The organism is Blautia intestinihominis (assembly GCF_040096655.1).
GTDB classification, from domain to species: Bacteria; Bacillota; Clostridia; order Lachnospirales; family Lachnospiraceae; genus Blautia_A; species Blautia_A intestinihominis.
In genome coordinates this window covers 12,787-31,916 of the sequence record NZ_JBBMEI010000011.1, presented here as the reverse complement: position 1 = coordinate 31,916, position 19,130 = coordinate 12,787, and the positions used below count along the sequence as shown (strand labels likewise).

15 protein-coding genes are annotated in these 19,130 nt (G+C 46.2%); 14 read left to right on the top strand and 1 reads right to left on the bottom strand.

Features of this window, described 5'->3' with window-relative positions:
- Positions 1-2 precede the first annotated feature (2 nt).
- Together WMO75_RS05265 and ybaK are read left to right on the top strand one after the other, a co-directional pair.
- Entirely contained in the window at positions 3-1,169 is a 1,167-nt protein-coding gene (locus tag WMO75_RS05265; RefSeq protein WP_173906824.1) for a TM7S3/TM198-like domain-containing protein, read from the top strand.
- A 21-nt stretch (positions 1,170-1,190) separates the two neighbouring features.
- A complete protein-coding gene (gene ybaK, locus WMO75_RS05260) occupies positions 1,191-1,670 on the top strand; it encodes a Cys-tRNA(Pro) deacylase (protein ID WP_022213731.1) in 480 nt (159 codons plus the stop codon).
- Between the two features lie 85 nt (positions 1,671-1,755).
- Here the strand turns inward: ybaK and WMO75_RS05255 are convergent, their stop codons facing one another.
- Positions 1,756-3,396: an ABC-F family ATP-binding cassette domain-containing protein gene (locus WMO75_RS05255; protein WP_022213730.1), complete on the bottom strand. Its 1,641-nt coding sequence runs from the start codon at positions 3,394-3,396 to the stop codon at positions 1,756-1,758.
- 300 nt (positions 3,397-3,696) lie between these two features.
- On the opposite strand from WMO75_RS05255, the gene WMO75_RS05250 reads away from it, so the two are divergent.
- The 12 genes from WMO75_RS05250 (at position 3,697) to WMO75_RS05195 (ending at position 19,130) form a co-directional block, all read left to right on the top strand.
- A complete protein-coding gene (locus WMO75_RS05250; RefSeq protein ID WP_173906823.1) occupies positions 3,697-4,128 on the top strand; it encodes an RrF2 family transcriptional regulator in 432 nt (143 codons plus the stop codon).
- Positions 4,129-4,354: 226 nt separating this feature from the next.
- Positions 4,355-7,891, top strand: coding sequence for a pyruvate:ferredoxin (flavodoxin) oxidoreductase (gene nifJ / locus WMO75_RS05245; RefSeq protein WP_303223035.1), 3,537 nt, complete (start codon positions 4,355-4,357; stop codon positions 7,889-7,891).
- Positions 7,892-7,972: 81 nt separating this feature from the next.
- The gene (locus WMO75_RS05240; protein WP_291581445.1) at positions 7,973-10,720 is read left to right on the top strand and encodes a YfhO family protein; all 2,748 of its coding nucleotides are present in this window, start codon (positions 7,973-7,975) and stop codon (positions 10,718-10,720) included.
- 5 nt (positions 10,721-10,725) lie between these two features.
- Positions 10,726-11,688: a glycosyltransferase family 2 protein gene (locus WMO75_RS05235; protein WP_227221881.1), complete on the top strand. Its 963-nt coding sequence runs from the start codon at positions 10,726-10,728 to the stop codon at positions 11,686-11,688.
- Between the two features lie 12 nt (positions 11,689-11,700).
- Positions 11,701-12,123: a GtrA family protein gene (locus WMO75_RS05230; protein ID WP_022213467.1), complete on the top strand. Its 423-nt coding sequence runs from the start codon at positions 11,701-11,703 to the stop codon at positions 12,121-12,123.
- A 35-nt stretch (positions 12,124-12,158) separates the two neighbouring features.
- On the top strand, positions 12,159-13,211 hold the full coding sequence (gene cobT / locus WMO75_RS05225) for a nicotinate-nucleotide--dimethylbenzimidazole phosphoribosyltransferase (protein ID WP_227221880.1): 1,053 nt from the start codon (positions 12,159-12,161) through the stop codon (positions 13,209-13,211).
- 2 nt (positions 13,212-13,213) lie between these two features.
- Positions 13,214-13,765 carry a bifunctional adenosylcobinamide kinase/adenosylcobinamide-phosphate guanylyltransferase gene (locus tag WMO75_RS05220; RefSeq protein ID WP_118698248.1) on the top strand — a complete coding sequence of 184 codons (552 nt, stop codon included), beginning with the start codon at positions 13,214-13,216 and terminating at the stop codon, positions 13,763-13,765.
- On the top strand, positions 13,746-14,522 hold the full coding sequence (gene cobS, locus WMO75_RS05215) for an adenosylcobinamide-GDP ribazoletransferase (protein ID WP_291581450.1): 777 nt from the start codon (positions 13,746-13,748) through the stop codon (positions 14,520-14,522). The genes WMO75_RS05220 and cobS overlap by 20 nt, the downstream gene beginning before the upstream one ends.
- A gap of 11 nt (positions 14,523-14,533) precedes the next feature.
- Positions 14,534-14,914 carry a bifunctional adenosylcobinamide kinase/adenosylcobinamide-phosphate guanylyltransferase gene (locus WMO75_RS05210; protein ID WP_291581451.1) on the top strand — a complete coding sequence of 127 codons (381 nt, stop codon included), beginning with the start codon at positions 14,534-14,536 and terminating at the stop codon, positions 14,912-14,914.
- Complete coding sequence (locus WMO75_RS05205; RefSeq protein ID WP_118698247.1) at positions 14,907-15,506, top strand: histidine phosphatase family protein; 600 nt, start codon at positions 14,907-14,909, stop codon at positions 15,504-15,506. Before WMO75_RS05210 ends, WMO75_RS05205 begins: the two co-directional genes overlap by 8 nt.
- Before the next feature lie 487 nt (positions 15,507-15,993).
- Positions 15,994-17,325, top strand: coding sequence for a putative aminohydrolase SsnA (gene ssnA, locus WMO75_RS05200; protein WP_303223037.1), 1,332 nt, complete (start codon positions 15,994-15,996; stop codon positions 17,323-17,325).
- A gap of 50 nt (positions 17,326-17,375) precedes the next feature.
- Positions 17,376-19,130, top strand: coding sequence for a selenate reductase (locus tag WMO75_RS05195; RefSeq protein WP_303223039.1), 1,755 nt, complete (start codon positions 17,376-17,378; stop codon positions 19,128-19,130).

Below are 19,130 nucleotides of genomic sequence, written 5' to 3'. Positions count from 1 at the left end.
TTATGACAGGAATTTTACAACAGATAATGAGTACCATGGAGCAGACCAGGTCCGTTTCGGTTCTGGACAGTGTTTCTATGATCGGATTTGCAGCCCTTCTTGTTCTTGGTGCGATCAATTGCGTATTGGGATACCGGCTGCTCCGCTTCTGGATGATGCTGTTTGGCTTTCTGATCGGAGGCGGTATCGGACTTGGCGTGGCATATACCATGGGAATCCAGGAAAAATATATGTACGCAGTGATCATGATCGGTGTGGGCATTCTGCTCGCAGTGATCGCTTTTCTGAGCTACAAGGTCGGAATTTTTATTATCGGTGCAGGCATCGGACTGGGACTTGGAATCTATGTTTTCCATCCGACAACTTCTCTGGTATTTTTCTTCTGCCTGCTGCTTGGCGTGGGACTTGGCGTGCTTGCCATGAAGTGGGCGGGGATTGTCCTGATCGTTGGAACCAGCCTGCTGGGCGGCGCCATGGCAGGTTTTTCCTTGGCGAAACTTGGAGGACTTGCAGATATTCCGTATGGACTTGGCTTGAGCGTGGGTTGTGCCCTTCTTGGTATGCTGATCCAGTTTGCGACAAACCGCCGTGTTGTGATCGAAGAAGAGGAATATGACCCGCAGGAATACGAAAAAGCTCGCAGAAGCTCAGACTATGTGGATACAGACGATTATCTTCCACGCAGAAAGAGAGAAAGAGCAACGGGTGAGGAACAGAAATCCCAGAGGAATCGTAAACGCCGTGAAGAGCATTCCAAAGAACATAATTCTGTTCAGCAGAAACAGGTAGTTGATGTTCCGCTTGAGAAAAAAACACGTAAGCGCAGGCTCGATGATCCGGCACCGGAACGGGAGGAGACAGTTGTATACCGTCCAAAGAGAACCAGCGCATCTGCGGGAACAGGGCGCAGTGGCAGCGGTAATGTGAATGACAGAAATGTAAATAATAGAAATATAAATAACCGAAATGTCAGACGGAATACTTATGAGGATGATTATTACGATGATTACTATGATGACGAGCCGATCGACGAGGAGGATCTTGACGAGCAGATCATTCAGGAAATGATGGATGAGGATGACCGCGAAGGCGAAGAGATCTGGAACCGGATCTCCGGAAAGAATTCAAGAAATACAAAGAATACAAAACGAAACAGAAATGCCAGATAAGAGGCAGGAAAGAAGGACACAATGGCAAAGGAAGCAAAGACAAATGCAATGAGAATGTTGGACCGCCAGAAGGTGAAGTATGAGGCGTTCCCTTATGAATGTGATGAATTTATAGATGGACTCCACAGTGCAGACCTGATCGGTGCACCATACGAACAGTCCTTTAAGACACTGGTCATGGAGGGCAAAAGCGGCGGCTATTATGTGTTCGTAGTTCCGATCGAGAAAGAAGTAGACCGCAAGGCAGCAGCCAAAGCAGTCGGCGAGAAAGCAGTAGACATGATCCATGTCAAGGATATCCTCAAGATTACGGGATATGTCAGGGGTGGCTGCAGTCCGCTCGGAATGAAGAAAGCATATCCGACAGTTTATGATGCATCCGCGGGAAACTTTGATGAGATCTATGTGAGCGGCGGAAGGATCGGACTGACACTCAAGGTTCCGCTTGAACCACTTCTCAAGGTGACCAATGGGAAGCTTGCTGATATCACCATGAAATGATAAATATATAAAAATCCCCCGTTCCATGAGAAGTGTCTCGGGAACAGGGGATTTCTTGTATATGGAATAAATCAGATGCAAAGATTTAGTTATCCGCAGCGTCCTCTTCATTAACCTGGAAGACATGGCGTTTCTTGGCCATTTCGTCGCTTGCCAGATATTCGTCATAAGTTGTGATCTTGTCGATCAGCTTGCCGTCCGGAAGGATTTCCATGATACGGTTTGCAGTTGTCTGTACAAACTGATGATCGTGTGAGGTGAAAAGGATGACACCCGGGAATTTGATCAGTCCGTTGTTCAGGGCAGTGATGCTTTCCATGTCAAGGTGGTTGGTAGGCTCATCAAGGATCAGGATGTTCGCACCGGAGATCATCATCTTGGATAACAGGCAGCGGACTTTCTCACCACCGGAGAGTACACGGACTTTCTTGACACCGTCTTCGCCCGGGAAGAGCATTCTTCCGAGGAAGCCACGTACATAAGTAGCATCCTTGATCTCAGAGTACTGGGTCAGCCAGTCTGTAATGGTAAGGTCATTGTCGAATTCCTGTGTATTGTCCTTCGGGAAGTAAGCCTGGGAAGTAGTAACGCCCCATTTGTAGGTTCCTTCATCCGGCTCCAGCTCTCCTGTAAGGATACGGAAGAATGTTGTGATCGCCTGTTCATTGGCACCGACGAAAGCAACCTTGTCGTCATGACCGAGAGTGAAGCTGATGTTGTCAAGAACTTTCACACCATCGATGGTCTTGGAAAGGTTCTCGACCATAAGTACTTCGTTTCCGATCTCGCGGTTCGGACGGAAGTCGATGTAAGGATATTTACGGCTGGACGGACGCATGTCGTCAAGCTGGATCTTCTCCAGGGCACGCTTACGGGAAGTAGCCTGTTTGGACTTGGAAGCGTTGGCACTGAATCGGGAAATGAATTCCTGGAGTTCTTTGATTTTTTCTTCCTTTTTCTTGTTGGCTTCTTTCATCTGTTTGATGAGGAGCTGGCTGGATTCGAACCAGAAGTCGTAGTTTCCGGCATATAACTGGATCTTGCCGTAGTCGATATCTGCGGTGTGAGTACAGACTTTATTAAGGAAGTAACGGTCATGGGATACAACGATGACGGTATTGTCAAAGTTGATCAGGAATTCCTCGAGCCATTCGATCGCCGGGAGATCCAGGTGGTTGGTAGGCTCATCGAGGAGCAGGATGTCCGGGTTTCCAAAAAGTGCCTGAGCCAGAAGGACTTTGACCTTCTGGCTTCCTGTCAGGTCTGCCATCTGTGTGTAATGAAGATCGGTATCAATGCCAAGTCCGTTTAGAAGAGTAGCAGCATCAGATTCTGCTTCCCATCCGTTCATCTCTGCGAATTCGCCCTCGAGTTCACTGGCACGGATTCCGTCCTCATCTGTAAAATCTTCTTTAGCGTAGATCGCTTCTTTTTCTTTCATGATCTCGTACAGTCTGGCATTTCCCATGATGACGGTGTCGAGAACCTGATAAGCGTCATATTTGAAGTGGTCCTGCTGCAGGAAAGAAAGACGCTGGCCAGGAGTGATAACGATATCTCCGTTGGTCGGCTCAAGCTGTCCGGACAGGATCTTGAGGAAAGTAGACTTACCGGCACCGTTTGCACCGATCAGACCATAACAGTTTCCCTCTGTGAATTTGATGTTGACATCCTCAAAGAGAGCTTTCTTGCCAACACGCAGTGTGATATTATTTGCTGAAATCATAAAGTACCTCTTTTCTTGATTATGGTTTCTTGGTTTTCTTATTATTTTTATGCATTCACATCTCATTTTACAGTAAAAAGAGGATTTTGCAAGACTTAATCCTTGATTTTTGCGGGAAAAACGAAGAAGCTGTTGAAAATAATTAAAAATCCGGCTGAAAAATTAAAAATAATGTTGAATTTATACAATAAAATTGTTATAATCCATACCAATAGGCTGTAGTAAGAAACAAAAGGTACGCAGACAGATAAGGACGCAAAGGAGAGGGACGTCCGAGACAGCAGAGAGAGGGCTTAAACTATGTTGATTACCAGAGAATGTGATTATGCAGTAAGGGTCGTGCGCGCACTGGCGGCAGGCGGGAGGATGAGTGTTGGGGATATCTGTGATAAGGAATTTATCACAGCACCTTTTGCCTACAAGATCCTTAAGAAACTTCAGAAAGCAGAGATTGTAAAGGGATTTCGGGGAGTGCATGGGGGGTATTCCCTGAACCGCAGGGCAGAGGATCTGACTCTTTACGATATTTATACAGCGATTGATCCGGAATTCCTGATCATCGACTGTCTGGAACCGGGATATGAGTGTCCGCGCAATGGTGAGGGTGACCATGCGTGTACCATACACTGTGAGCTGTGCAAGATCCAGAAGGAACTTTGCGGAATGCTTAAGAGCAGTAACCTTAAGGATCTTCTTCCATCGGACTTTATGGAAGAGCCGGTCGATTCCTGAAAAGCAGAACAGAATGTCGTTTTTGGTACAAAACACCAGAGAATTTGTTACAGTTCACAAAAAGTAAGCGGACTGTAACTTTTTTGTATGTAAATATGTACAGAAAAAATACAATCCAGATTGGACAATCCGAAAGGCGTATGCTATAATAATGAATGGACTTTTAGACCGCTTACTGGTCTAGAGATAAAAATTTTTCATCATACCTTTAAGGAGGAAACAAACTATGGCAAGAAAGATGAAAACCATGGATGGTAACCATGCAGCCGCTCATGCTTCTTATGCATACTCAGATGTAGCTGCTATCTACCCGATCACTCCTTCATCTGTTATGGCGGAAGCAACAGATGAGTGGGCAACTCAGGGAAGAAAGAACATCTTTGGACAGGAAGTACAGGTTACAGAGATGCAGTCTGAGGCAGGTGCTGCAGGTGCAGTACACGGATCTCTGGCAGCAGGTGCTCTGACAACTACTTATACTGCATCCCAGGGTCTTCTTCTGATGATCCCGAACCTTTACAAAATCGCTGGTGAGCAGCTTCCGGGCGTTATCAACGTATCCGCTCGTGCACTTGCTTCTCACGCACTTTCCATCTTCGGAGATCATTCCGACGTTATGGCCTGTCGTCAGACCGGATGCGCAATGCTCTGCGAATCATCCGTACAGGAAGTTATGGACCTGACACCGGTTGCTCATCTTGCAGCAATCAAAGGTAAAGTTCCGTTCATCAACTTCTTCGATGGATTCCGTACATCTCACGAGATCCAGAAGATCGAGACATGGGACTATGAGGACCTGAAAGACATGGCAGATATGGACGCTATCCAGGCATTCCGTGACCATGCACTCAACCCGAATCATCCATGCCAGAGAGGTTCCGCTCAGAACCCGGATATCTTCTTCCAGGCAAGAGAAGCATGTAACCCGTTCTACGATGCTCTTCCGGCAGTAGTTCAGGAATACATGGACAAAGTAAATGAGAAGATCGGAACAGATTACAAACTGTTCAACTACTACGGAGCAGAAGATGCTGAGCACATCATCATCGCTATGGGTTCCGTAAACGATACAATCGAGGAGACAATCGATTACCTTGCAGCAGCAGGCAAAAAAGTCGGTGTTGTTAAAGTTCGTCTTTACAGACCATTCTGCGCACAGGCACTGATCGATGCTATCCCGGATTCCGTTAAACAGATCAGCGTTCTCGACAGAACAAAAGAGCCAGGAGCACTTGGCGAGCCTCTGTACCTTGACGTTGTTGCTGCATTAAAGGACAGCAAGTTCAAAGATGTCAAGATCTTCACAGGACGTTACGGTCTTGGTTCCAAAGATACTACACCGGCACAGATCGTTGCAGTATACGAGAACACAACAAAAGAAAAATTCACAATCGGTATCGTTGATGATGTTACACACCTTTCTCTGGAAACAGGCGCTCCGCTTGTTACAACACCAGAAGGAACTACAAACTGTAAGTTCTGGGGACTTGGAGCAGATGGTACTGTAGGTGCTAACAAGAACTCCATCAAGATCATCGGTGACAATACAGACATGTACGCTCAGGCTTACTTCGATTATGACTCCAAGAAGTCCGGCGGTGTTACAATGTCTCACCTTCGTTTCGGTAAGAAACCGATCAAATCCACATACCTGATCCACAAAGCAAACTTTGTTGCATGTCACAATCCGTCCTATGTAAACAAATACAACATGGTTCAGGAACTTGTTGATGGCGGTACATTCCTTCTTAACTGTGCATGGGATATGGAAGGTCTTGAGAAACATCTCCCGGGACAGGTTAAAGCATTCATCGCTAACCACAATATCAAATTCTATACCATCGACGGTGTTAAGATCGGTATTGAGACTGGCATGGGACCAACACGTATCAACACAATCCTTCAGTCTGCATTCTTCAAACTTACAGGAATCATTCCGGAAGAGCAGGCAATCGAACTGATGAAAGCAGCAGCAAAAGCTACTTACGGACGTAAGGGTGATGACGTTGTTCAGAAGAACTGGGCAGCTATCGATGCTGGTGCAAAACAGGTTGTAGAAGTTAAAGTTCCGGAGAGCTGGAAAGATGCAGCTGATGAAGGTCTCTTCATGGCTCACGCTAACCACGGTGCTCAGGATGCTCAGGACTTCGTAAACAACATCCAGTGCAAGATCAATGCTCAGGAAGGTAACTCCCTCCCTGTATCTGCATTCACAGAATATGTTGATGGTACTACACCGTCCGGAACAGCAGCATACGAAAAACGTGGTATCGCTGTAAACGTACCGGTATGGCAGCCAGAAAACTGTATCCAGTGTAACCGTTGTGCATATGTCTGCCCACACGCAGCAATCCGTCCGGTAGCACTGACAGAAGAAGAAGCAGCTAACGCTCCAGAAGGAATGGCTACTCTTCCAATGACAGGTATGAAAGATTACAAATTCACCATGACTGTATCAGCTTATGACTGTACAGGATGTGGTTCCTGTGCAAATGTCTGCCCAGGCAAGAAAGGTGCAAAAGCCCTTGCTATGGAAAACATGGAAGCAAACGCAGGACTTCAGAAATTCTTCGATTACGGAAGAGAACTTCCGATCAAAGAAGATGTTGTTGCTAAATTCAAAGAAACAACAGTTAAGGGAAGCCAGTTCAAACAGCCTCTGCTTGAGTTCTCCGGAGCATGTGCAGGTTGTGGTGAAACACCTTACGCTAAACTGATCACACAGCTGTTCGGTGACAGAATGTACATTGCAAATGCTACAGGATGCTCCTCTATCTGGGGTAACTCTTCACCGTCTACACCATACACAACCAACGCTAAGGGACAGGGTCCGGCATGGGCTAACTCACTGTTCGAAGACAACGCTGAGTTCGGTTATGGTATGCTTCTTGCTCAGAGAGCTATCCGTGATGGCCTCAAAGCAAAAGTTGAAGCTGTTGTAGCAGAAGGTAAAGACGAAGCAGTTAAGGAAGCAGGTCAGGAATGGCTGGATACATTCTCTGTTGGAGCAACCAACGGTGCAGCAACAGACAAACTGATCGCAGCTCTGGAAGCTTGTGGATGTGACGCAGCAAAAGAGATCCTTGCTCAGAAGAACTATCTGTCCAAGAAATCCCAGTGGATCTTCGGTGGTGACGGATGGGCTTACGATATCGGATTCGGTGGTGTTGACCATGTTCTCGCAAGCGGACGTGACATCAACGTTATGGTATTCGATACAGAGGTTTACTCCAACACAGGTGGACAGTCCTCTAAATCTACACCAACAGGTGCGATCGCTCAGTTCGCAGCTGGCGGTAAAGAAACCAAGAAGAAAGATATGGCTTCCATCGCAATGAGCTATGGCTATGTATACGTAGCACAGATCTCTATGGGTGCTGACTTCAACCAGACTGTTAAAGCAATCGCTGAAGCAGAAGCTTATCCGGGACCGTCTCTGATCATTGCATACGCTCCATGTATCAACCATGGTATCAAGAAAGGTATGGCAAAAGCTCAGACAGAAGAAGAACTGGCAGTTAAGTGCGGATACTGGCACAACTTCCGCTTCAACCCGGCAGCAGACAAGAAGTTTGCTCTGGATTCCAAGACACCGGATATGGAGAACTACATGGACTTCCTGAATGGCGAGGTTCGTTACAACTCCTTACAGCGTCAGAATCCTGAAAAAGCAGCTAGACTGTTTGCTAAGAACGAATCTGAAGCAAAAGCTAGATATGCATATCTGAATAAACTCGTAGCTATGTACGGCGAAGAAGAATAATTCAGAATCATTGGCCGCGGTACTTTATGTACCGCGGCTTTTTTGATACATGCAGGATGGATTTGTATAAGAGAGAATGGCATGAATAAAAAACTGGATAAAAAAAGAAATATAGATTTTTACCTGTTATATACGTTAGTTTTTTTTGCAGTTGCCCTGGCACTGTATCTGAAATTTTTTGCAAATGGGAAATCACTTGTCTGGAGCCATGACGGTGTGCCACAGCATCTCAACTCACTGGCATATTATGGAAAGTATCTGAGAAAGGTACTTTATACTTTGTTTATAGAACATAAGCTGTCCCTGCCTCTGTGGGATATGCATATTGGCTACGGTTCGGACATTTTGACGACCTTACATTATTATGTGATTGGGGACCCGCTGACACTTTTATCTGTGTTTGTCCCGGCATCAAAGACAGAAGCCCTCTATGCGTTTCTGATCTTTCTGCGTATTTATCTGGCTGGCATTGCGTTCAGCAGATACAGTTTTTATCATAAGAATTCAAAACAGGCGACCTTTATGGGAACGATGATCTACATCTTTGCAGGATGGACGATCTATGCGGCGATGAAACATCCGTATTTTTCCAATCCCATGATCTACCTGCCTCTGATTCTTCTGGGAATTGACAAGATCTATAAGAAACAAAAACCATATGTATTTATATGGTCCGTTGCCCTGGCAGGACTTTCAAACTTTTATTTCTTTTATATGCTGGGGATCTTTATGGTACTTTATGCGATTTTCCGCTACTTTGATCTGTTTGCGGACAGATCCATCAAAAATATCGGGAAATGGCTTGGTGTTTTTGCGGTATATTCCGTGATCGCAGTACTGATCGCTGCGGTGATCCTGCTTCCGGTGATTCTTCCGGTGTTTGGAACGGATCGTTTCAAGGCAGAGAACTATGTACCGCTGTTTTATGACAGAATTTACTACGAAAAATATCTTGGATGTCTGATCGGAGAAAACATGATCCAGTGGGGTGTTGCCGGTTATACGGCAGTTTCCCTTGCCGGTGTTTTCGTACTGTTTTCCAAAAAGAAAAAGTACACCGCACTCAAGGCTGGTTTTGTGCTTCTGAATGTGTTTTTGCTGCTGCCTTATGCAGGGCATGTCCTGAATGGACTTTCCTACGTTTCCAATCGCTGGATCTGGGCTTATGGAATGCTGATCGCGTACATCTTTGTAAAAATATACCCGGAACTTTTTGCTCTTACGCTTACAGAAAAGCGAAAAGTTTTTGTGATGCTTCTGATCTACTGTATTCTGGCGCTCCTTCCGGAGGCGGCAAGGACACAGCGAAATCTGATGGCGATGGTCCTTTTGTCACTTTCGACATTTACCGTGCTTTCCTTCGGAAATATCTTTACCAGGGAGCGAAATCTTACGGTGATGGTTGCAGGTTTCCTGATCGCAGGCATCCTGTTTAATATGCATTATCAGTATTCCTATGAGAAAGATTATCTCTCGGAATTCACCGACAGTGGAGAAGCCCTGGAGAAACTGGAAACAGGCGTTGACCGTGCGGTACTCAGTACCGATGATCCTTCGGTTTACCGTTATGACCAGATGGATACGAATTCCAGCGAAAACTCTTCGATGCAGATGGGAACGAACAGTACTGCTTATTATTTCAGTGTCGCAAGCTCAAGCATCGCGAATTTCTTTGACGAGATGTACCTGAATACACCGTGGGAACAGCATTATAACAATCTTGACGGACGGACGATCCTGGACCGCCTCGCTTCAGTGAAATATTTTGTAGTCAAAAAGGGCAAGGAATCAGATCTTCCATATGGCTATTCCAGACTCAGCGGCGAAGCAGAAAAGAATGGCAAGACTTATCTGGCATATGCAGATGAAGATGCATTGCCGCTTGGCTATACCTATGATTCCTGGATATCCAGAGAAGATTATGACAAGATGACTGTGACAGAGAAACAGCAGGCTCTTTTGCAGGGCGTGGTCCTCGATGACAGTTTCCTTCCAGAGACAGAGACACATTTCAATGACCGCGAAGTTTCCTATTATACATCAGAGGGCAAAGGCTGCCGCCTCAAGAATGGCAAAGTCGTGGTCACACAGGAAAATGCACAGCTCAAGCTGGTCTTTGAAGGAGAGGAAAATGCGGAGACATATCTGATCACGGAAGGCCTGGATTACGAAGGGCTTTCCCCAAGAGAAATGATCAGCGACAAAAAATGGTCCAAAATGACAACTTACGAGCAGAACAAACTGCTGGAAGAAAACAGCAACTGGCGTTACTGGAAGGAGAGTCAGAAAGCTTCGATCCAGATCGGAGGACGTTTCCTCAAGAAAACGATCCAGATTTTTACAGATAAGTACAATGCATACAGTGGCAAGCATAATTTCCTCTGCAATACCGGATACAGCGAAAAAGGCAGACACACGATAACTCTGACTTTTGAAAATACGGGAGTCTACAGTTTCGACAGCCTCAAGATCTACTGCCAGCCAATGACAGAGATCGACAGCCAGACCAGCAAACTTGGCGAAGAAGTTCTGACCGATGTAAAAATTGGCAATAACGAGATCAATGGAAAAATCTCTCTTTCTGACACAAAAGCACTGGTACTTTCCATTCCTTACAGTGAAGGTTGGACGGCGTATGTCGATGGAGAAGAAACAGAACTTAAAGAAGCAAATACCATGTATATGGCCCTGGAACTTCCGAAAGGTGATCACGAGATCCACCTGGTATACTGTACACCATATCTCAGAACCGGTCTGTGCTTGACTTGTATCGGTGTATTGTGCTACATTGTGTTGGTGTTAATAAACAGAAAGAAAAAGAGGTTTTAAAAATCATGAAAAATATGCTGTCAGTTGTGCTTCCGGCTTATAATGAGGGACTTATGATAGGAAAAACCTGCAGGGTTCTTCGGGAAGTACTGGAAGGAGCAGGAATTCCCTACGAACTGGTTCTGGTAAATGACGGTTCCAGCGACAATACCTGGGAAGAGATCCTTAAGGCGGGTCACAAAGACCCGGCAGTTCTCGGTGTGCGTTTTTCCAGAAATTTCGGGAAAGAAGCGGCAGTTTTTGCAGGAATGGCGCAGGCATCCGGAGATGTGGTCGCTGTTATGGACTGCGACCTCCAGCACCCGCCGGAAACACTGATAGAAATGTACGCACTCTGGAAACAGGGGTATGAAGTGATCGAGGGCGTCAAGAAAAGCCGTGGCAGAGAAAGTTTTCTGCACAAAGAAAGCGCAGGCTTTTTCTATGGCATCATGTCCAAAGTGACAGGCATAAATATGCAGAACGCTTCCGATTTCAAGATGATGGACCGGCAGGTGGTGGATAATATCCTTGCGATGCCGGAGCGGAATATGTTTTTCCGTGCAACTTCATCTTGGGTGGGATTCAGGACGACATCTGTAGAGTTTGAGGTACGGGAGAGAGAAGCGGGAGAGTCCAAGTGGTCTACCTGGTCACTGGTCAAATATGCATTTACCAATATCGTGGCGTTCACAACATTGCCGCTTCAGTTTGTGACGGTGGCAGGTGGAATCTGTTTTCTTGGTTCACTGCTTCTGATCATTTATTCCCTGGTGCAGTATTTCTCAGGTCATGCAGTGGAAGGATACACAACGACGCTTCTCGTGCTTCTTCTGATCGGCAGCGCGATCATGCTGAGTCTTGGCATCATCGGATACTATATCGCCAAGATCTATGAGGAAGTCAAGCGCCGTCCGCGTTATATCGTTTCCAGGATCATGCGTGGTGGAGAAGACGTTTCAGAGACTGCCAGACACGATGGAAGATAGGAGCAAATGATTATGAAGAAACTAAAAGATATGATCCTGCGTTTTTACCAGAACGATGTGATCCGATATGTATTTTTTGGAGGATGCACGACCCTGGTCAATCTGGTCTGCTTTTTTGTACTCCGTAAATGTGGACTGGAGCTGAATATCGCAAATCTGATCTCGATCATCACAGCGATCCTGTTCGCCTATGTCGTTAATTCCAGATTTGTATTTCAGGACAAATGCGAGACACTTAGAGACCATTTCAGACCGTTCTGCAAATTTATCAGCGCGCGCCTTGTGACAATGGTGATCGAGGTCGGCGGTGTGTGGCTCCTTGTCGAAGTCTGCAAAATGAACGACATGGTGGGAAAATTCATCACACAGTTTATCGTTCTCGCTTTAAATTACATATTCAGCAAGTTTTTTGTTTTTACAACAGGAAAAAAATAATCTGGTCTTAAATATACGATTGGGGGATTTCAGAAATGACATTAGAAGAAACACTTCAGAAGATTCATCCACTGGATGAAAAAGCAATGGAAATTTCCAGAAAGAGATGGGACAGTATCGCTAAACCACTGCATTCTCTTGGAAAGATGGAAGATCTGGTCGTTCAGATCGCGGGCATCACAGGAAGCCCGGATATGAACCTTAAGAAACGTGCCCTGGTTGCGATGTGTGCAGACAACGGTGTGGTAGAGGAAGGCGTGACACAGACAGGACAGGAAGTGACCGCGATCGTTGCAGAGAATTTCCTGACAGGCGATACTTCTGCCTGCACGATGTGCCGTCAGTGCGGAACAGATGTTTATCCGGTGGATGTTGGAATGGCGGTAGATACCAAAGTCCCGACAGATCTCAAAGTTGCCATGGGTACCAGAAATATGGTCAAAGAACCGGCAATGACAAGAGAAGAAGCAGTGAAAGGGATCGAGGCGGGGATCGAGATGGTTTCCCGACTCAAAGCGAAAGGATATGGACTCCTTGCTACCGGAGAGATGGGGATCGGAAATACTACGACCAGTAGTGCTGTTGCATCTGTTCTTCTTGACCGTCCGGTGGAGGAGATGACAGGACGCGGCGCAGGTCTTTCCAGCGATGGTCTGAACCGCAAGATCACCGCGATCAAAAAAGCGATCGACAAACACCAGCCGGATCCGAAGGATGCGATCGATGTCCTTGCAAAAGTCGGTGGTCTGGACATTGCAGGCATGGCAGGCGTATTTATCGGCGGTGCTGCCTTTAGTGTTCCGGTTGTGATCGATGGATTTATCTCCTGTGTGGCAGCCCTGATCGCGCAGCGAATCTGCCCGACCGTAGGTGACTATATGATCGCTTCCCATGTATCCAAGGAACCGGCTGCCCATCTGATCCTGGAGGCTCTTGGCAAAGAAGCTGTGATCCACGGTGACATGTGCCTTGGAGAAGGCAGCGGTGCTGTTGCCCTGTTCCCGTTCCTTGATATGGGAACCGCAGTTTATCAGTCTATGAGCACGTTTGATGACATTCATGTAGAACAGTATGAGGAGCTTGTCTGAGTATGATGATTCTTGTAACAGGAGGCAGCGGAAGCGGGAAATCTGCCTTTGCGGAAGATCAGGTCGTATCTTTTGGCGAAGCGGAGAGAGTCTATATCGCTACGATGTTCCCTTTTGATGAAGAGAGCAAAAAAAGAGTGCAACGCCATCGGAATATGCGAAGCGGCAAGGGGTTTGAGACCATTGAATGCTACACCGATCTTGCACAGGTAAGAGTTTCAAAGGGCAGTACTGTCCTTCTGGAATGCATGTCGAATCTTGTTGCCAATGAAATGTTCCAGGAAAACGGAGCACATGAGCGGACAGTCCAGGAGATTCTCAAAGGTGTGAAGTCTCTTCTTGCCCAGGCGGGGAATCTGGTGATCGTCACGAATGAGATCTTTTCGGAGGCGGCTTCCTATGAGGGAGAGACGGAAACTTACCAGAAATATCTGGGAAAGATCAACCAGGAGCTTGCACATCTTGCGGATGAGGTCGTGGAAGTAGTTTACGGAATCCCTGTCTATCACAAGAAATCAAAAGGAGGCACTTCCCATGAAAAGTCTGTGGAATAGTTTTAAGATCGCATTTGCCATGTTTTCCAAGATTCCCATGCCACAGGCAGAGTGGACAGAGGAAAACATGCGCTATATGCTGTGCTTTTTTCCATTTGTAGGAGCAGCAGCAGGCCTCCTCACGTTGGGAGTAAGCTGGCTGGGAGAGTACTTTGGATTTGGTACAGGCTTTATGGCAATGGCGCTGATCCTGGTTCCAGTCCTTGTGACGGGCGGGATCCATGTGGACGGGCTTCTGGACACTTCAGATGCCTTAAGTTCCTGGAGAGACCGTGAAAAACGTCTGGAGATCCTCAAAGATTCCCATGCGGGTGCATTTGCCGTGATCACAGCATGCGTGTATTTCCTGGCTCTGTATGGCGGATTCAGCCAGATCACGGGTGACTGGACAGCGATGAAACTTATCGCACTTGGCTATGTAGTATCGAGATGTTTTTCCGGACTCGGTGTGATCACCCTGCCAAAAGCCAACGCCGGCGGCACAGTGGCAGAGTTTTCACGCAAGGCACAGGATACCACGGTTCGAAATACGCTGATCGTTTATCTCGTGCTTCTGGCGGCTTTGATGCTTCTGATCCAGCCGGTATGGGGAGCAGTGACTTTTGTGACGGCTGTGCTTGTTTCCCTTTTTTATAAACATAAGGCGATGAAATATTTTGGAGGAACGACCGGGGATCTGTCGGGGTATTTCCTGTGTCTCTGTGAGGCATGGATGGTACTTGCACTGGCAATCCTGACGGTAGTTTATCCGATATAGGAGTGTAGAGTATGGAAATGATAATTGGAGGGGCTTTTCAGGGAAAAAGCACCCTAGCAGAAAAAGATCATCCAGATGTAACATGGATAAACGGGGCACAGGCAGACTGGGAGAGCCTTTCCCATGCAGAAGGTGTCATGGGATTTCATGAATATATCCGAAAAGAAATGAAAGCAGGAAACGATATCAGCAGCCTTGCCGAAGACCTGATCCGTGTAAATCCGGATCTGATCCTGGTATCAGACGAAGTTGGTTATGGCGTTGTGCCGATCGATGCGTTTGACCGCGCCTACCGTGAGGCGGTCGGCAGGATCTGCACGAAACTGGCAGCATACAGCCACCGGGTAACGAGAGTTGCCTGCGGGATCGGGACGGTGATCAAGGATGCTTAAGTTATGGTTTGTCCGCCATGGAATGACGGAGGGAAACAGCCACCAGAGATATATTGGAGTGACAGATGAACCTCTCTGTGAGGAGGGACGGAAATTACTGGAGAAATTTACTTATCCTGCCGTACAGGCTCTGTTTGTAAGCCCTCTGAAACGCTGCAGGGAAACCGCATCGATCCTGTTTCCGAAGGGAGAGCAGAGGATAGTGCCGCTTCTTGCAGAGTGCGATTTTGGAGAATTTGAGAACAAAAACTATAAAGAACTTTCAGACAATCCTCACTATCAGGAATGGATCGACAGCAACGGAACCCTTCCGTTTCCGGGAGGCGAGAGTAAGGAAGAATGCGCGGACAGGAATCTGAAAGGTTTTGATGAAGTGCTCAAAGCCTGTAGAGATGAAGGCATTACCGAGGCAGCACTGGTGGTCCATGGGGGCACGATCATGAATATCATGGAAGCGTATGCCCTTCCGAAGAAAGCTTTTTATGAGTGGCATGTCGGAAACGGCTGCGGCTATCTGGTCGAGCTGGAGCTTCAGGACTGGAATGACGCAGAACGACATTTTACTCAGGTCACTGCCACTGCAAATAAGTAATTGCAAGAGTAATCATGCTCTGTCTCCAGGCAATCCTTCTTTTTATGAGTAGTATGCATCGGTTTGGCGGATTGCTTTATTTTCCGATGCCCGATAGGATGATTATATTAAGGTATGAGCATCGATTTATCAGTTTACATTATTTTCCGATGTCAAATCTGTTTGGTATGTTAGGGTATTGGCATCGGATTTAACGATAACATGGTTTGCGATGCAGAAATTTATTACAGTACTGTTTTTTATAAGAAAAATATGGTAGAATCAGATAGACAGCGACGGAGCGAAAGCTTCGCCGCTTTTTCTGTATCCGGGATAAATGAGAAATTACTTTTGAATACAAAATTTTTTTGACAAACAAAAACATTTTGCAGATTATGGTTGAAATAAAATACAGAATATGATAGAGTATTAGTATAAAATATCTAAATCCTGTGGATGATAACAAACCTGTGTTGGAAAAAATTCACAAGACAAGGAGGAGATCTTTATGTTGATTGTTGGAAACGGAAGAATGATCACAAGGGACGCATCCTGTGTACTGCTTGAGAATGGTGCAGTTGCAATGGATGGTAACACCATAAAGATGGTGGGGGTAACTGATGAAGTAAAGAAAGCATATCCTGATGCAGAATTTATCGATGCACATGGCGGGATCATCATGCCGGCATTTATCAATGCGCATGAACATATCTACAGTGCATTTGCCAGAGGACTGAGCGTGAATGGATACCACCCACAGGGATTTCTGGATATTCTGGATGGCATGTGGTGGAACATTGACCGTCATCTGACTCTGGAGCAGACGAAGCTTTCTGCCTATGCAACTTACATCGATTCGATCAAGAACGGTGTGACAACAGTATTTGACCATCATGCAAGCTTTGGTCACATCACAGGTTCTCTGAATGCGATCGAGGAAGCTGCGAAGGATCTCGGTATCCGCACCTGTCTGTGCTATGAGATCTCAGACAGAGACGGCATGGACAAATCCCGGGAATCCGTGATGGAGAATGTAAACTTCATCAAACATGCGAAGCAGGACGACAGCGATATGCTGGCAGCAATGATGGGTATGCATGCATCTTTTACAATTTCAGATGAGACAATGGCACTGTGCCAGGAATTAAAGCCGGACGGAGTCGGCTATCACATCCATGTGGCTGAGGGGATCTATGATCTTCACCAGTGTCTCAAGGAACACAGCAAACGTATCGTAGACAGACTCTATGACTGGGATATCTTAGGTCCGAAGACTCTGCTTGGACACTGCATCTATATCAATGAGCATGAGATGGATCTGATCAAAGAGACAGATACCATGGTCGTACACAATCCGGAATCCAATATGGGAAATGCCTGCGGATGCCCTCCTACCATGGAGCTGGTACATAAGGGGATCCTGACAGGACTTGGAACGGATGGCTACACCCATGATATGATGGAATCCTGGAAGGTGGCAAACATCCTTCACAAACATCATCTCTGTGACCCGAATGCCGCATGGGGCGAAGTTCCACAGATGCTGTTTGAGGGAAATGCAAAGATCGCAAACCGTTACTTTAAGAAGGAACTCGGTGTACTTAAGGAAGGTACAGCAGCAGATGTGATCGTTATTGATTATGATCCGCTGACTCCTATGAACGAGGGCAATATCAACAGCCATCTGCTGTTCGGCGTAAACGGTGCCATGGTGCAGACAACGATCTGTAACGGCAAAGTCCTCATGAAAGACCGTGAAGTGCTTGTATGTGATGAAGCCAAAGTCATGGCAGACTGCCGTCAGGCTGCAAAAGAACTTGCAGAGGATATCAACAGCTAAATGCTGACAATCACTATTTTTGTATTGGGAATTACAGGGAGAAATAAATTATGAGCGATATTATGAAGAGTATTCCGTTTGGACAGTTAATGGAATGGATATTAGCAGAACACAAAGCAACAGGACAGGTCTTTGGAATCCAGAAAGCATATGTGGCTGATCCGGCCAGAACCGTAGAGATTTTTGGAAGAAAACTTGAAAATCCTGTCGGACCGGCAGCAGGTCCGCATACACAGCTTGCACAGAACCTTGTGGCAGCTTACTATGCAGGTGCGAGATTTTTTGAGTTAAAGACAGTACAGAAGATGGATGGACCGGAACTTTCCGCATGTATTCCGAAACCATGTATCGTGGCAGAGGATGAGGCATACAACTGCGAATGGTCTACAGAACTTTACGTTCCACAGGCAATGGGCGAATATATCAAGGGCTGGATGGCACTTCATGTGATCTCCAAAGAATTCGGACTTGGAAGCCCGGACGGATTCCAGTTCAACATGTCCTGCGGCTACAACCTGGAAGGAATTAAGGATAAGAAGATCGACGACTTTATCGAAGGACTCAAAGATGCCCGCAATACAGAAGTTTTCAAGGAATGTAAGACATGGCTTCTCGATCATGCAGATCTCTTTGAGCATGTGACAAAAGAAGATATTGAGGCAATTCCGTCAGAAATCTGTAATTCTATCACACTTTCTACCATGCACGGATGTCCTCCGCAGGAGATCGAAAATATTGTTATGTATCTCCTCAAAGAAAAACACATCAATACTTACGTAAAATGTAATCCGACACTTCTTGGTTATGAATTTGTCCGTAAAGCAATGGACGATCTGGGATATGACTACATGGCATTTACAGATTTCCATTTCAAGGATGATTTACAGTATGAGGATGCTGTTCCAATGCTGAAACGCCTCAAAGAAACAGCAGCACAGGAAGGCCTTTCCTTCGGTGTGAAACTGACCAATACCTTCCCGGTAGATATCAAACGCCAGGAACTTCCGGGTGAGGAGATGTATATGTCCGGTAAAGCCCTGTTCCCGCTTTCTATCACAGTGGCAGCACGTCTTGCAGAATCTTTTGACGGCGAGCTTCCAATGTCCTTTTCAGGCGGAGCTGACCAGAAGAATATCGATCAGATTGTGGGCTGCGGTATTTGGCCGGTCACAGTGGCAACTGTTCTTCTCAAACCGGGTGGATACAAATGGATGACCCGCATTGCAGAGAAAGCAGATGAGTGCGAAGTTGGAGAATGTGGCAAAGTCAAAGTAGATGAAGTGAAGAAACTTGCAGAATCTGCTCTTGCTGATGCTCATTATCAGAAGAACACAAAGAAAGCAGCAGGAAAGAGAAACGAAGAGAAATCCCCGCTTCTTGACTGCCTTAAGAAGAAAGATGCTCCGGACAAAAAAGATTTCACAGCACACAAACGTGTATGCGGAAACTGTGCAGACGTATGTCCGAACCGTGCAAACATCCTGATCGAAGTACCGGAGATGGAACTTCTGCAGATCCTTCATGTAGACTATATGTGTAACGAATGCGGCAACTGCCGTTCCTTCTGCCAGTATGCGGGAGCACCATATAAAGACAAATTTACTTTATTTGCAACAGAAGAAGACATGAAAGACAGCACAAACAATGGTTTCACCGTACTGGATACAGAAAGCAAAGAAGTAAAAGTACGTATTGGAGACAAAGAAGAAATCGTAAAAGCAGACCAGCTGTCCGGCATCCTCACAGAAGGACTGTCACAGCTTATCTGCACAGTAATCAATGACTATGCTTACCTGTTGATGTGA

What these genes read in the sequence shown, in the direction of transcription:
- WMO75_RS05265 (WP_173906824.1), top strand. Translation starts at nt 3, where the DNA reads ATGACAGGAATTTTACAACAGATAATGAGTACCATGGAGCAGACCAGG.
- ybaK (WP_022213731.1), top strand. Translation starts at nt 1,191, where the DNA reads ATGGCAAAGGAAGCAAAGACAAATGCAATGAGAATGTTGGACCGCCAG.
- WMO75_RS05255 (WP_022213730.1), bottom strand. Translation starts at nt 3,396, where the DNA reads ATGATTTCAGCAAATAATATCACACTGCGTGTTGGCAAGAAAGCTCTC.
- WMO75_RS05250 (WP_173906823.1), top strand. Translation starts at nt 3,697, where the DNA reads ATGTTGATTACCAGAGAATGTGATTATGCAGTAAGGGTCGTGCGCGCA.
- nifJ (WP_303223035.1), top strand. Translation starts at nt 4,355, where the DNA reads ATGGCAAGAAAGATGAAAACCATGGATGGTAACCATGCAGCCGCTCAT.
- WMO75_RS05240 (WP_291581445.1), top strand. Translation starts at nt 7,973, where the DNA reads ATGAATAAAAAACTGGATAAAAAAAGAAATATAGATTTTTACCTGTTA.
- WMO75_RS05235 (WP_227221881.1), top strand. Translation starts at nt 10,726, where the DNA reads ATGAAAAATATGCTGTCAGTTGTGCTTCCGGCTTATAATGAGGGACTT.
- WMO75_RS05230 (WP_022213467.1), top strand. Translation starts at nt 11,701, where the DNA reads ATGAAGAAACTAAAAGATATGATCCTGCGTTTTTACCAGAACGATGTG.
- cobT (WP_227221880.1), top strand. Translation starts at nt 12,159, where the DNA reads ATGACATTAGAAGAAACACTTCAGAAGATTCATCCACTGGATGAAAAA.
- WMO75_RS05220 (WP_118698248.1), top strand. Translation starts at nt 13,214, where the DNA reads ATGATGATTCTTGTAACAGGAGGCAGCGGAAGCGGGAAATCTGCCTTT.
- cobS (WP_291581450.1), top strand. Translation starts at nt 13,746, where the DNA reads ATGAAAAGTCTGTGGAATAGTTTTAAGATCGCATTTGCCATGTTTTCC.
- WMO75_RS05210 (WP_291581451.1), top strand. Translation starts at nt 14,534, where the DNA reads ATGGAAATGATAATTGGAGGGGCTTTTCAGGGAAAAAGCACCCTAGCA.
- WMO75_RS05205 (WP_118698247.1), top strand. Translation starts at nt 14,907, where the DNA reads ATGCTTAAGTTATGGTTTGTCCGCCATGGAATGACGGAGGGAAACAGC.
- ssnA (WP_303223037.1), top strand. Translation starts at nt 15,994, where the DNA reads ATGTTGATTGTTGGAAACGGAAGAATGATCACAAGGGACGCATCCTGT.
- WMO75_RS05195 (WP_303223039.1), top strand. Translation starts at nt 17,376, where the DNA reads ATGAGCGATATTATGAAGAGTATTCCGTTTGGACAGTTAATGGAATGG.